This window comes from Pacificoceanicola niger (genome assembly GCF_048553275.1).
GTDB lineage: Bacteria > Pseudomonadota > Alphaproteobacteria > Rhodobacterales > Rhodobacteraceae > Pacificoceanicola.
Map to the genome: position 1 here is coordinate 62,962 of NZ_JBLZMW010000010.1, position 13,151 is coordinate 76,112.

11 protein-coding genes are annotated in these 13,151 nt (G+C 63.3%); 4 read left to right on the top strand and 7 right to left on the bottom strand.

Translation table 11 applies throughout. The features are described from left to right. Positions 1-37: 37 nt before the first annotated feature. Positions 38-1,627 (top strand): ABC transporter substrate-binding protein, encoded by a 1,590-nt coding sequence (locus tag ACN2XU_RS13710; protein ID WP_419411018.1) that lies wholly within the window; start codon positions 38-40, stop codon positions 1,625-1,627. Positions 1,628-1,684: 57 nt separating this feature from the next. Here the strand turns inward: ACN2XU_RS13710 and ACN2XU_RS13715 are convergent, their stop codons facing one another. The 7 genes from ACN2XU_RS13715 to ACN2XU_RS13745 all read right to left on the bottom strand — a co-directional run bounded on the left by ACN2XU_RS13715 (position 1,685) and on the right by ACN2XU_RS13745 (position 7,951). Continuing rightward, positions 1,685-2,434, bottom strand: coding sequence for an ABC transporter permease (locus ACN2XU_RS13715; RefSeq protein ID WP_419411019.1), 750 nt, complete (start codon positions 2,432-2,434; stop codon positions 1,685-1,687). 80 nt (positions 2,435-2,514) lie between these two features. Then, positions 2,515-2,952 (bottom strand): cupredoxin domain-containing protein, encoded by a 438-nt coding sequence (locus tag ACN2XU_RS13720; RefSeq protein WP_419411020.1) that lies wholly within the window; start codon positions 2,950-2,952, stop codon positions 2,515-2,517. A gap of 179 nt (positions 2,953-3,131) precedes the next feature. Next, entirely contained in the window at positions 3,132-4,304 is a 1,173-nt protein-coding gene (locus tag ACN2XU_RS13725) for an MFS transporter (RefSeq protein WP_419411021.1), read from the bottom strand. Then, on the bottom strand, positions 4,301-5,623 hold the full coding sequence (locus tag ACN2XU_RS13730) for a protoporphyrinogen/coproporphyrinogen oxidase (protein ID WP_419411022.1): 1,323 nt from the start codon (positions 5,621-5,623) through the stop codon (positions 4,301-4,303). The genes ACN2XU_RS13725 and ACN2XU_RS13730 overlap by 4 nt, the downstream gene beginning before the upstream one ends. Next, positions 5,623-6,474: an AfsA-related hotdog domain-containing protein gene (locus tag ACN2XU_RS13735; protein ID WP_419411023.1), complete on the bottom strand. Its 852-nt coding sequence runs from the start codon at positions 6,472-6,474 to the stop codon at positions 5,623-5,625. Before ACN2XU_RS13735 ends, ACN2XU_RS13730 begins: the two co-directional genes overlap by 1 nt. Then, positions 6,471-7,283 carry a tryptophan synthase subunit alpha gene (gene trpA / locus ACN2XU_RS13740; RefSeq protein ID WP_419411024.1) on the bottom strand — a complete coding sequence of 271 codons (813 nt, stop codon included), beginning with the start codon at positions 7,281-7,283 and terminating at the stop codon, positions 6,471-6,473. Before trpA ends, ACN2XU_RS13735 begins: the two co-directional genes overlap by 4 nt. Continuing rightward, positions 7,283-7,951, bottom strand: a complete 669-nt coding sequence (locus ACN2XU_RS13745; protein WP_419411025.1) for a phosphoribosylanthranilate isomerase — start codon at positions 7,949-7,951, stop codon at positions 7,283-7,285. Before ACN2XU_RS13745 ends, trpA begins: the two co-directional genes overlap by 1 nt. A gap of 389 nt (positions 7,952-8,340) precedes the next feature. Here ACN2XU_RS13745 and ACN2XU_RS13750 point away from each other — a divergent pair, with 389 nt between their 5' ends. The 3 genes from ACN2XU_RS13750 to ACN2XU_RS13760 all read left to right on the top strand — a co-directional run bounded on the left by ACN2XU_RS13750 (position 8,341) and on the right by ACN2XU_RS13760 (position 13,123). Beyond that, entirely contained in the window at positions 8,341-9,231 is an 891-nt protein-coding gene (locus ACN2XU_RS13750; RefSeq protein WP_419411026.1) for an outer membrane lipoprotein-sorting protein, read from the top strand. Between the two features lie 72 nt (positions 9,232-9,303). After that, positions 9,304-11,745: an efflux RND transporter permease subunit gene (locus tag ACN2XU_RS13755; protein ID WP_419411027.1), complete on the top strand. Its 2,442-nt coding sequence runs from the start codon at positions 9,304-9,306 to the stop codon at positions 11,743-11,745. Next, positions 11,732-13,123, top strand: a complete 1,392-nt coding sequence (locus tag ACN2XU_RS13760; protein WP_419411028.1) for a UbiD family decarboxylase domain-containing protein — start codon at positions 11,732-11,734, stop codon at positions 13,121-13,123. Before ACN2XU_RS13755 ends, ACN2XU_RS13760 begins: the two co-directional genes overlap by 14 nt. Positions 13,124-13,151: the final 28 nt, after the last annotated feature.

The window sequence follows — 13,151 nt, forward strand, 5'->3', positions numbered from 1 at the left end:
CCGAAAAAGGTGCAATCCGACCAACGGGAGTTGTCACATGAAAACACACCTCAGACATTTTACCGCTGCGCTCACGGCGCTTGCCCTTCTGGGAGCGCCGGCCAGGGCCGAAACGCCGCCCAATGTGCTTGTCGTGGCGCAGAACATCGACGACATCGTCGCACTGGACCCGGCACAGGCCTATGAATTCACCTCCAGCGAATACATGGCGAATGTCTATGACCGGCTCGTGCAGTACGACGCCGAAGATACGACGGCGCTTGTCGGCGGCCTTGCCGAAAGCTGGGAGATGGACGCCGACGCCCGCACCATCACCTTCAAATTGCGCGACGGTGTGAGCTTTCATTCCGGCAATCCGCTTACGGCCGCAGACGTGATCTACAGCTTCAAGCGCGTCGTGGCGCTGAACAAGAACCCGGCCTTCATCCTGACCCAGCTGGGCTGGACCCCCGAAAACTTCGAGGAGATGGTGTCCGGTGACGGCAATACGGTCACCCTCAAGTACCAAGGCGAATTCTCCCCGGCTTTCGTGATGAACGTTCTGGCCTCGCGTCCCGCGTCCATTGTCGACAGTCAGCTTGTCATGTCGCACGAGGTTGACGGCGACATGGGCAATACCTGGCTGAACACCAATTCCGCCGGAACCGGGGCCTTCACGATGCAGATGTATCGCCCCGCCGAAATGCTGCGTCTCAGCGCAAATCCCGACTACTACAAGGGCGCGCCGAAGATGGAGCAGATCATCATCCGTCATGTGGCAGAGGCGGCGACACAGCAATTGCTGCTCGAAAACGGCGACGTGGACATCGCGCGCAACATGACCCCGGAACAGGTGGCGGCCCTGCCCGAAGAGGGGTTCAAGGTCGGCATCCATCCTCAGGCCGCGATCCACTTCATTTCCTTCAATCAGAAGGTCCCTGCCCTGCAGTCAGAGGCGCTCTGGGAGGCCTCCCGCTATTTGATCGATTACGAAGGACTGACAAGCACCCTGCTCAAAGGGCAGATGGAAACCCATCAGGCCTTCTGGCCCAAGGGCTTCCCCGGCGCTCTGGAAGACACGCCCTTCTCCTATGATCCGGAAAAGGCCAAGCAGATCCTCGCCGATGCCGGTGTCGAGTTGCCGATCACCGTGGAAATGGATGTCTTCAACTTCGCGCCGTTCACCGATGTGGCTCAGTCGATCCAGGCCAGCTTTGCCGAGGCAGGGATCAACTTCGACATCGTGCCCGGCACAACCGCGGCGATCATCACCAAGTACCGCGCGCGCGAGCATGAAGCGATCATGCTGTATTGGGGGCCTGACTTCAACGATCCGCACTCCAACGCCAAGGCCTTCGCCTACAACAAGGACAACTCCGACGACGGGTATGCCTCCACCACAACGTGGCGCAACGCCTGGGCGGTGTCCGACGAGATGAACGCCCGGACCATGGCGGCCCTCTCCGAAAGCGATCCGGCCAAACGCGAAGAGATGTACCTGGATCTGCAACGGGACGTTCAGGCCAACGCGCCCTTCGTCATCATGTACCAGGCAACCTTGCAGGTCGCGATGGACGAGGACGTCTCCGGCTATGTCCACGGCGCCAGCTCTGATCTGGTCTTCTATCGGCTTGTCGAGAAGAACTGATCCCAGCCGACCGGCCAGACACGCCCGCGATCTTATTGATCGCGGGTTTTTCTGTTCTCAGGCGTGGCGCCAGCGCGTCACGTGCCGCTCCCAGGGCTGCAGCAGCACCCATTCCACCAACAGCATCACACAGATGAACGAAAATGCGTAGACCAGAACCATCGCCACGTCGAACAACTGAAAATACAGGTGGATCTGAAACCCGACCCCGGACGATCGGCCAAGGAATTCAACCACAAGCACGATCTTCCAGATTACCGCCACACCCGAGCGCGCAGCGGCGGCGATGAACGGGGCAAGCTGCGGCAGGACCACATGCCGAAGCCGGGTGATCCAGTTCAGACGATAAACCCGCGCCATGTCATCAAGCTGCGGATCGAGCGCCCGCGCCCCTTCCCGGATCACCGTGGTGACATTGGGCACCTTGTTCAGCGTGACCGCGAGGATCGCGGCGGTCTCGTTCAGACCGATCCAGAGATAGCACAGGACGATCAACACCAGCGCCGGCAGGTTGAGAAAGATCACCAGCCACGGATCGAGCCAGGCATTGAGCCGGGGCGAGCGCCCCATCGCCAGCCCAAGCGCCACACCAAGCCCCATGGCCAGTGTGAACGCCCAGATCACCCGCATCAGCGTCGCGCCCAGATGCATGAACAGCGCACCCGACCGCAGCTCCCGCACGAAGGGCTCAAAGAGATCCCATGGCTGCGGCAGGGTCTGCGGGTCCGCGGTCAGAAAGGCCGCCAGAACCCACAGGCTCAGAAGCCCCAGGATCGACAGAAAAGGGGTCAGGCGAGGATCAGTCACGAAGTCTCTCTATCACGGGATTCTGCGCCGGTCTCGCGCCCCGTACGGCATGACAACCGTCCGAAAGCGCAAAGCCGTGCCTACTGAATGGTGATGGTGACTTGCTGCGTCTCGCCGGTGGTGCCACGAATGCGGATCACATGCTGGCCGGGCTTGATCGCAACAAAGGACAGCTCCATCACGCCCGCCGCATCGAACTCAAACGAATCGATGGCCATCGGGCGGATTTCGATGTCGTTGATGACAATCTCGTCCATCCAGATGTTGCGGAAGAAATCCTTGCCCTCAAGGCCCATCTCGCCAGAGCCATCTGATGTGATCTCCATCTCGTAATACGCGCCAGACTGCAGCGTGACATCCTCGCCGAGCGGCTGCCCGGAGGACAACGTCAACTCAATCGTCTCGCCCCTGTTGCATTTGGCCAGAAGCCCGGCAAAGCCAAAACTGTCACACAGCGGCGCAGCATACGCGGGCGCACCCAGCAAGCAGGCGGCCAGCGCCGCACTCAGCATCTTCATGTCTTTCCTCCCTTGGTCCGGCGTCATGGTGCCGCGCAAAGGCTGCGCTCCGACACCACCAATGCGGCCACCTCCATGGCCACGTCGATGCCGGTCATGTCAGTCGAATTTCCCTCTCTTGTCAGCATGGACCTTTGTCGCGGTATCAAGACGAATCGCCCGCGCACCGGCGCACGGGCTCAGGCAATGTTCTGTGCGATCCACCGCCCCCACGGCCGCAGTCGGTCCCGCTTGGCATACAGGAACACAACCAGAGCAAGCCCGGCAGCCAGCGCGATGAAAGGCGCGCCCGCGCCGCCGCCCGACACCAGCAGCGCCAGCGCAGAGGCACTGACCTGCCCGGCATAAAGCGCCGAAGCAATCAGCCCCGCCGTGGCATTTGCCGTCTCCGGGCGACCCGCCGCCATGATCCGCCGCACGGTCAGCGGCAGGAGTACACCAAACCCCGCCCCGAGTAGCATCGCCGCGATCAGCAACGCGGCCACCGAAGCGCCCAGCCCGAATTCCACAAGCCCGAGGATCACCGCACCGATTGCCGCCACTTCCACGCTGCGCTCCGGCACGGCCTCCATCAAAGCGGCAATCTTCCAGGAGGTGATCCCGCTGACCAGCGTCGCGCTAGCAATGGTCAGACCGGCCAGCGCGGGCGCGGCGCTGAGCGCAGGCATGTAGGGCGCCTGCACCGGGATCAGGTAGAAGGCCGTCATGGCCAGCGCGATGGTCGCCAAGGGCCGTTTGAGCGGGGCAAGATCTGGCCGCACCGTCCCCTGCCGCAATGCTGGCTTCCAGTCGAAACCAGAGGCAAAGAACGCCACCGGCAAGGCCAGAAGATAGAGCACAAAGGGCACCCGCCAGCCCATCTGCGACAGCAGCCCGCCGAGCAGGACAAACACCACGCCGCCAAAGGTGTTGATCGCCGATTGGCGATTGATCACCTGGGCGCGCTCCGCCCCCTGATAAAGCGCCGCAATGGCCGCCGTGGCAAAGCAAAGCACCGCCGCCGTGGCAAGCCCGAGCCCGACCCGCGACAGCAACAGCCAGACAAACCCGGGCGCAAATCCGCCCAGAACGCCGAACCCCGCCAGCGCGCAGAGCGCCAGGACAAACCCCTTTCGCTGATCCATTCGCGCCGTCTGCCGCCCGATCCATGGACCGGCCAGCATGATCACAAGGGCAGGCAGCACAAGCGCCACCCGGCCCCATCCGGTCGCCGCGCCCGACAGCGCCGCGTCCATCAACGGCACCGCCGGGGCGATCGCCGCGCCGCTCATCACCGCAGAGGCGCTCGCCGCCCAGATCACCGCGCGCCGGGTCGGCGCGAGGTTTGGCAGGCTTTGGGCCCCGGCGCTCATTCCGCCGCCCACCGCTGGACGGGAACGCCGCGACGCTGCGCCGGGGCCAGCAGACGCTGCACCGCAAGATCCGCAGAGGTCAGGCACCCTTCCATGGTGTGCCCTTCGAGGAAATCCCCGGCGATTTCCAACCCGCTGATGCTTTCGGCGGCGCGCAGGATATCCTTCTTCACCGTAGTGAAATATGGCGCATAGCCGCAGATCCCGCCGGGATGCCGGGCCACATGCACCCGCAGACGCCCGGCCTTGATCGGCAAACGCTTCGAAAAGGTCTCCTCCGCGATCTGCACCAGATCCACATCGGAGCGGTCGAGGATATTGCGCGCCGCCTTGCCCGAGAGGGTGTAGCGCACATGATGCGGCGAATGCAGCCGGTTGGCCGAGCAATGGCCAAGGGGCGCGCCCGGCTCGAACATGATCGAATGCACCCCGTCCTTGAACACCGGCGCATCATAAACGACGTTCACCATGGCCAGCGGAAAATACCGCAGCTGATCCAGCGCCACCCGGCCATAGGCGGGTAGATCCGTCATCTGGCGCAGCACATGAGCAGGCACCGCTGAGATCACCCGGCTTGCCGGTATCATCCGCGGTCCGGTCTTTTCCTCCAGCATCAGACCGCTGACATGGCCTTCGTATGTCAGGATCTGCCGCACCTTGGAGCCAAAACGGATCGTCTTGCCCTTGGCAAGGTTGTCGTGGAACTGCCCGATGCCGCCCGCGATGGCATGGTGCGAGCCTTTGCCAAAGCCGGAGGCAAACAGCATCATCAAAGATGGATAAAGCTCCGACGGCTCCGCCCCGCCCATGATGATCGAAAACAGGCGCAGCGGCCCCTCGTTCAAACGTTTGGTGAAATGCTTGTCGATGGTCGCGTGATCCCAGCGCTTCTCCACCTGCTCGATCAGGCCCGAGGTGTAATTCAACCGATCCGCATTCTGCCGGGCATAGCTGAGGAAGTTGCGGAACTGCAATGCCCCGCGCGGCCCAAGCGCCGACGCCAGCCGCAGATCGCCCGTCAGGGTCTTGGACTTCTCCAAAGCCACCAGAGCATTGTTCATGACGATGTGAAAACCCGGATGCTGATCTTCGAACTCGGTGATCCCGAACTCCTGCAACAGCGCATTGAACCGGGGCCATGCGCTGGAGAAATTCTTGCCGCCGATCTCGAAGGCATGTTCGCCCTGCTGAATGCAGGCCGCGCGCCCACCGACATGAGAGCCAACCTCGTGAATGACACTCGGAATGCCGCGTGCGGCGAGATAATGCGCCGCACCAAGACCGGACACCCCGGCACCAATGATATGAACGGGATCCATCAGGATTCTCCTTGAACGGTTTTGACCCGGCTCTTGGCGCGGGCGGTTTGAATGGAACATTTGGCAAAAGGTTTCTGTCCGGCATAAAGCCAGGCACAGCGGCTGAGCCGCCCCCGGCCCATCTCGGTGAATTCCCGCGCCCCGCGCAGGTACACGCCCCCGGTCAGGTCCGACTGCGGCGCGATCTGCTCGATGCTGACGCCGGTCAGAATGTCACGCATGCGGTGATCGCCATCACCGGTGGCGTTGAGATATCGCTGCACCTGCATGAAGCACTCCAGCAGATAGAGCGGATGCACCGCCTGCGTCGTGTCGGCAAACAGGCACCGGGGCGAGATCGGCAACAGCCGCGCCTCGATGGACGCCTGAGACACAACCGGTGTGGTGATCAGCACATTCTCTTCGCGCCGCTTGTTGAGCAGCGCGCCGTCGCAGGGCACCAACCCATGCCCCGGCTGGAACGTGGCGCGGCGCGGCAGGGGTCGCAGTTGCCGTGTCAGATCGACATCGATCCGCGCCCGCACCCGTCCGTCCTGATGGATTTCGACCTTGCAGCATTGCCGCCCGTTGCGCTCCGCGCTGTAGGTCTCGACGGTCACCGGCGCATCGAACATCACATACTGGACGAATTCGGCGCGAATGGCGCTGACATAGCAGGGGGCCGTGGCGCAGTTCTGTGCCGCCTGCACCGCCCCCTCCAGCAGCAACAGCCCCGGCACATGATCGAGCGGATGATCAAAGAAGAACGGATGCGCCTGATCCACGATCAGCCGGGCCGCGCCGGGCCGATCCGATTGCACGTATTGCAAAACCGTGTTGCGCAGATCCATGCGGCGATCAAGAGCGCTCATATCCGCGTCTCCCGGTTCAGACTGTCAATGAAATCGGCCGTCTCCCGGGCCGGGTCCAGCCCGGCGGCGAGCGCAGCCTCGACCACCCCGGAAATCGCACTGCCGACAATCGCGATATCCGCCCCGGCGGCAAAGGCCCGGCCCACATCGCGCGGCGTTTTCAGCCCGAACCCGAGGGCAACGGGCAAATCTGTATGGCTGCGCAGCGCCTCGATCTGGCAGGTCAGATCCGCCGGATCGACCGAGCCCCCGGACCGGCCATAGCTCGAAACAAGGTAAATGAACGCACCGGCCCGGCCCAGAACCCGCTGCCGCACCTCCGGCAGGGCATTGGCATAGATCGTGCCGACCTGCGGCAAACCCGCCCCTTTGGCAGCAATATCAAACCGCGCTGTCAGGGCCGGCGGCAAACCATGCGGCAGCACACCGGCAAACCCGGCGCGTTTCGCCATGCCAAGGATTCGCTCGAATCCCTCGGGACGCAGGGTATGGCTCGAATCCGCCAGAAGGATAATGTCGATACGGTCGGTGAACTCCGCCGCCATCTCGATCACCGACTGTGCGCTGATCTCATTGCTCAACGCGCGCTTGTGCGCCTGCAGCAGCGTCTTGCCATCGGTAAAGGCATTGCGGAACGGCAGGCACAGCTCAACCATCGCAATCCCCGCCTCGGCACAATGACGCAGAAGCGCGCGGGTGACATCAAGCGACGGATCGCCCGCCATGATCAGCGGACAGAGCTTGCGCGTCCGCACCGGGGGAACGGACAGGATCGGGGTGGCCCGGAAAAAATCTGGTGTATGGTTCATCATGAAGCCGCCTGGAACAGGGTGGAGGGAGAGGAGGCGAGCACGAGCATCCGCGCCGCCTTGCGGTGAATGGCACCGCCTTTGATCCGCGCAGCGGAATCCACGTCCACCGCTTCGAATTCCGAGGTCTCGGACAGGTCGCTGATGCGATCCGGGGTCAGCCCCCCGGCAAGCCAGATCCGCGCATCGCCAAGACGCTCGCGCCAGCGAGCCGCCGTCGCGGCGCGCAGGCTCACACCGGTCGAGCCAATCGCCCCCCGACCACCAATCCGATCGATCAGGAACACGTCACAACCGGCCTGCCGGTAGGGATCAACCAGCCGCTCGATGGGGCTCTGCCCGGCATCATCCACATGCACCGTCTTTATAACGGTCAGCCCCTTGTCCTTGAGAAAGGCAATGTCCCGCGGTGCGTTGAACCCGTGCAATTGCACATGCCGCACCGGCGCGTGTTTCAGCAGCGCCCAGAGCTCTGCCACCGGCCGCCGCACACAAACGGCCACCGGCCGCACCCGCGCCGCCGCCTCGGCAAGCGCCACGAATTTCGCATCACTCAGGCTCTTTGAATGCCCGTCAATGCCGGTCCACAATCCCGCATACCCGGCACCTTCCTGTTCAAGAATGTCGAGCTCTTCGCGATTGGTGATACCGCAGATCTTCAAATCCATATTTATTTCTCCGGAATCATAATTACGGAATTCATTTCATGGATAGACGATACAAAAGTGCCGTGTGATGTAGTGTTCAATATTCAAGTGAGTTGTTTTCCCGGCGCACATTGCGTCATGCCCGGGAACAGTCTGTGACATTCGCGAAACCGTCACAATATCCTTGATACAAAGGCGTTACCCACGTCACCGTCACAAGAAAAACGCTTCAGGTTCCCCGAAAACAATCGTCAAGGTTGCGCCATACTCTGTCACAGGACCAAATGTTCTGTGTGAAAACGTCTTACAAAAAGTCGAAACGCCTTTTTGTTTTCACGCAGATTCAGGCGAGGTTGGCTGCGGAATAAAAATGACCGTTCCATTTCAAATCTGACCTGAGGAAATCAAAAATGTTCTCCAAGACCCGGACCTCCCTTTTTGCTCTCGCAACCGCCGCCGTCGCCTCCTTTGCGGGCATGGCCCAGGCCGACGCGCTGCTGCCGCAGGCAACGCCGACCTCGCCGCTGATGAATGATTGCCGCGATGTGATGGAAGCGGTGCAGAACCGCTACAACGGCTACGACAGCTGGCGGATCGTCCACATGAAGATCACAGACGAGACCGGCGCGATCAAAACCCGCCGCATTGCCGCCGCACACAAGAATGACGGCATCAACCGCCGTCTGCGCTCCTATGTCTTCGATCCCTCCGAGCTGGCCGGCGTCGAATCCTCCGTCCGCGACAGCTTCGAGCCGGGTCTGCCGGACAAGGTCTGGGTCTACCTGCCCTCCGCCGACAAGATCATCGACGTCAAATCCGAGGATCTGTCGCAGCGCCTGTATGGCTCCGATCTTGCCGTCGGCGAGATGCTGATCCGCCAGGCCGACGATTACGACTGCAAGATGCTCGGCACCGGCGAGTTCCGCGGCTACCCGGTCTACAAGATCTACGTGACCCCGCGAACCGAAGAGGAAGTCATCCGCCTTGGCCTGCGCGACGGTGAGCTTTGGGCCGACACAGAGACCTTCATGCCGATCTATTCGAGCTTCAACGCCGACGCCCCGAACGAACAGCGCGTCCTGGAAACGCTCGATCTGCGCTGGGTGAACGGCGTCTTTGCCCCGGCCCGCTACCGCGTCTCGACCATCAAGGAAGGCCGCGTCGTGTCCTTCTCCGATTTCGAGACCGAGGGCGAAGCCTTCAACATCGGTCTGCCGAGCCGCTGGTTCGAGCTGGACGATCTGTCGAACCCTGCCAGCGATTTCAAGGATTTCCGCTCCGACAACATCGCCGCCAACTGATCCGACACAGGGGCGCGGCCGCACCAAAGGCGGCGCCCCGATTTCCCCAAACCCTTTTCAGGAGCCTGATCCATGAACCCGCTTTCCTTCGTCGAAGGACTGATGACACGCTTTCTCCAGACGGTGTACACGCACCGAATCAAGGCCGTCGTCCTCCTTCTTGCCGTTGTCTTCGGCTATGTCGCGACCAATCTTCCCAACCTTCAGAAAGACGGCCGCGTCGAAGCCTTCATGCACGAAAGCGATCCGGCCCTGGCGGGCTATTACGACATGCGCCGCGAGTTCGGTCAGGACAATCGCCTGATCGTCGCGGTCCGGTCGGAGAACGTCTTCTCCACCGAGTTCCTGAGCAAATTCTCCAACATGCACCGCGACCTGGCGGACGATGTTCCCTACGTGTCGGAGATTTTCTCGCCCTACAACATTCCCTTCATCGAACATGAAGACGGCGGCGTGTACCTTGAAGAGCTGGTGCGCAACATGCTGCAGCGGGGCCGCGATCCGCAGGAGCTGCGCGAGCGTATCCTCGATACACCGCTCTATCAGAACTTCATCGTGTCCAAGGACGGCAGCACCGCCGCCGTGGTGATCGAACCTTATCGCTACGCCCCCGCCGCCAACGACTGTGTGCCCGATCCCTCCTCCGGCGCGACCTGCGAAATCGTCTTCACGCCGCTCAGCGAACGCCCGCTTCTCGGCGCGCCGCACTACGCCGAGATGACCGCCGCCGCCCGCGAGATCGCTGCGCGCTATCAGGCCGAGGGCTTTGACATCTCCATCGCCGGGGCGCCCGTCCTGTCGACCGAAATCGTCGCCATGATGGAAGGCGACATGCCGCGCTTCACCCTCGCCTGCGTGCTCCTGACCGTGCTCGCGATGCTGTTCCTGCACCGCAGCTTCCTTGTCGCGATCGGCGCGTTCCTGAGCTTCGCCACCGCGATCTTCTCGACCCTCGCCACGGTCTCGCTCACCGGCACGGCCATGACGCCGCCGGTACAGCTGCTCATCCCGATGACGCTGGTCGTGGGGCTGTGTACCTACATCCACTTCATCGCCACGGTTCTGAAAACCCGCAGCACCGAAAAGGATGGCCGCGAGGCGCTCAAACTAGCCGTGAAGAAGGCGAACACGCCGATCCTCTTTACCGCGCTGACCACCGCAGGCGGACTTGTCGGTCTTGCCGCCGCACCGCTGGCGCCGATCACCGCGCTTGGCATCTTTGGCACCGTTTCGGTCGGCGTGTCCTACCTCCTGGCCATGACCTGGGCGACGCTGGTTTTCCGCACCCTGCCCGAGCGCTACCTGAACAAGCAATCGGACAAGCCCGGCTTCATCGCCACCGCGCTGACCCGTGGCGCCATGATCGCCGCAGAGGCCCCGCGCCGCACCCTTGCCCTGTGTGCCGGTGTGACACTCGCCGCCGCTCTGGGGATCGTCAACCTCAGCTACTCGCACAACTCCCTGCTTTGGCTGCCGCAGGACAATCAGGCCCGCCTGTCCACGGAATTCGTCGACGACACCTTCAACGGCACCGTGAACCTCGAAATGGTCATTACCCCCGCCGAGGGTCTGGACTTCCGCGATGAAACCCTGCTCAAGACCGTGGAGGCCACGGCGCGGGAGGCCTACGCTACCGTCGACATCCCCATCGGCCGACACACCTCCATCATCTCCTTCATCGAAGAGACCAACCAGGCGATCAATGACGGCGATCCCGCCGCACGGACCATCCCCGGTCAGGACGAGATCTGGGATCAGCTGCTGCTGCTCGAAGGTCAGGGCATCGACGACATGAAGCGCTATGTCTCCATGGACTACTCCTCAGGCCGCGTGTCCTTCCAGACGCCGTGGCTGGAGGCCAAACTCTACACCGACGTGATCGAAACCATCGAGACCCGGTTCGAAGCCGCCCTTGGCGACACCGCCACGGTCGAGAGCACCGGCCTGATCGCCCTGCTTGCCAAGACCTCGAAGAAGGTTCTGGACAGCATGACCGTCTCCTATGCCATCGCGCTGACGCTGGTCACCGGGATGATGGCGCTTGCCCTGCGCTCCGTCGGCCTCGGCCTTGTGAGCATGGTGCCGAACATCGCGCCCTTCGCGGTGCTGCTCGGGATCATGGGCTATCTCGGCATCCCGCTTGACACCTTCACCGTGCTGATCGGCGGCATCATCACCGGCCTGATCGTCGATGACACGCTGCACTTCTTCCACGGTGTGCGCGATCGCCTGCAGGACGGTGACGAGATGAAGGAAGCGATCCGCAAGACCATGACCGACATCGGCCGTGCGGTCTTCACCACCACGGTTGTCGTGATGGCCGGGTTCGCGGTGTTCACCCTCTCCTCGATGTCGAACATCCAAAGCTTTGGCCTGCTGATGGCGACCGGGGCGCTGCTTGCCCTGCTCTCCGAGGTCTTCATCGGCCCCGCCGTGCTGATGGTCTATGACCGCCTGCGCCAGCCGAAGGAGACCCGTGGCACCGCCCCGGTGTTGACCGATGCCCCGGCCTGAGCCGCAAAAACCGGAGGCCGCGTGCGATCTGCGCGCGGCCCTCGCCAGCCTCAGAGGCCCGGCCACGCCGGGTCTCTTCCACGTCAAAACTGGCCTCACCCCGGATCAGGCCTGCACGGATTTCGCCTATGAACACGCCGGCCTGCCCGCCCGTCCCCGGCCCGGCGCGGAGCCCGCCGTGCTCTACAAACAGCGCAAGGGGCCGGACCTATTGCTCGGGCTTTACGGCTGCGAGGCGCGGCTCCGGGGCTGGCTTCCGGCGCTCGCCGGGCGCGCCATCCCGCAGGCGGTGCGCAGCCTCTCCCCCCTGCCGCCGCGATCCGCCCCCTCCGATCACATCGAAGCGGCGCTGGACCTCACCGCCCTGCCCATCCCGCAGATCACACCCCGCGATGCCGGACCCTACATCACCATGGGGTTTGTCATGGCCGGAGACACCGGCCCGAGCCTCGCCCTCTCTGCCCACCGCATGCTTGTCCTGGGAAAGGACCGCCTCGGCATCTCCATGCTGCCGAGCCGCGCCCTGCGCCACCTCGCGAAAAGCGCCCACGCCAATGGCCGCGACCTCCCGGTGTCCATCAACATCGGCGTGCCGCCCGCCGTCGCCGTGGCCTCCGCCACCGCAACCGCCCATCTGCCGGAGGAGTTCGACAAGCTCTCCCTTGCCGGGGCTCTTGCCTGCGAGCCGGTTTCCCTCGCCCACGGCGACGCGCCCTTCCTGCCACAATCGGAATACATCCTGCATGGCCGCCTGACGGCAAACACCGCGCCCGAAACTCTGAAGGATCGGCCCAAGGGCGTCGCCCTGCCGGAATTCCTTGGCTATGACGGCCACGCCGGGCCGGATCTGCTTGTCATAGACGTCGACCGGATCACCCACCGCCCGAACGCGCTGCTGCAATCCTGTATCGGACCGGGCAAGGAGCAATCCTCGATCCTCGCCCTTGGCGGCGTCCTGGCCATCGCGCTGGCGCTGCGCACACAGGGCGGGCTGTCCCAGATCGCCGACCTGCGCTACAGCGCCGCCGGGGGCGGGATGCTCCTGCTCTATGTCGCGCTGCAGCCGGGGGCCGCCGCGCAGCTTGATCTCGCGCAGCTGGCGAAAAGGCTCATCGGGGTCATGCCTTTCACCAAGACCATCGTCTTCACCGATGACGACATCGACCTGTCCAGCGATCATGACGTGCTCTGGGCGATGACCACACGCTGTACCCCGGCCCGCGACACCCATGCCATCCACGGTCTGCCGCCCCTGCGCATGGACCCCTCGCAATGCGGCGATTGGGAGGCCAACGGCGGCACCGCGCCCTGCCGAAGCTGGATCAACGCAACCGTGCCGGAGGCCCTGCGCACCCGGACCCGGCGCAGCTTTGCATAACGAAAAGACGCGCCCCGGGAGGGACGCG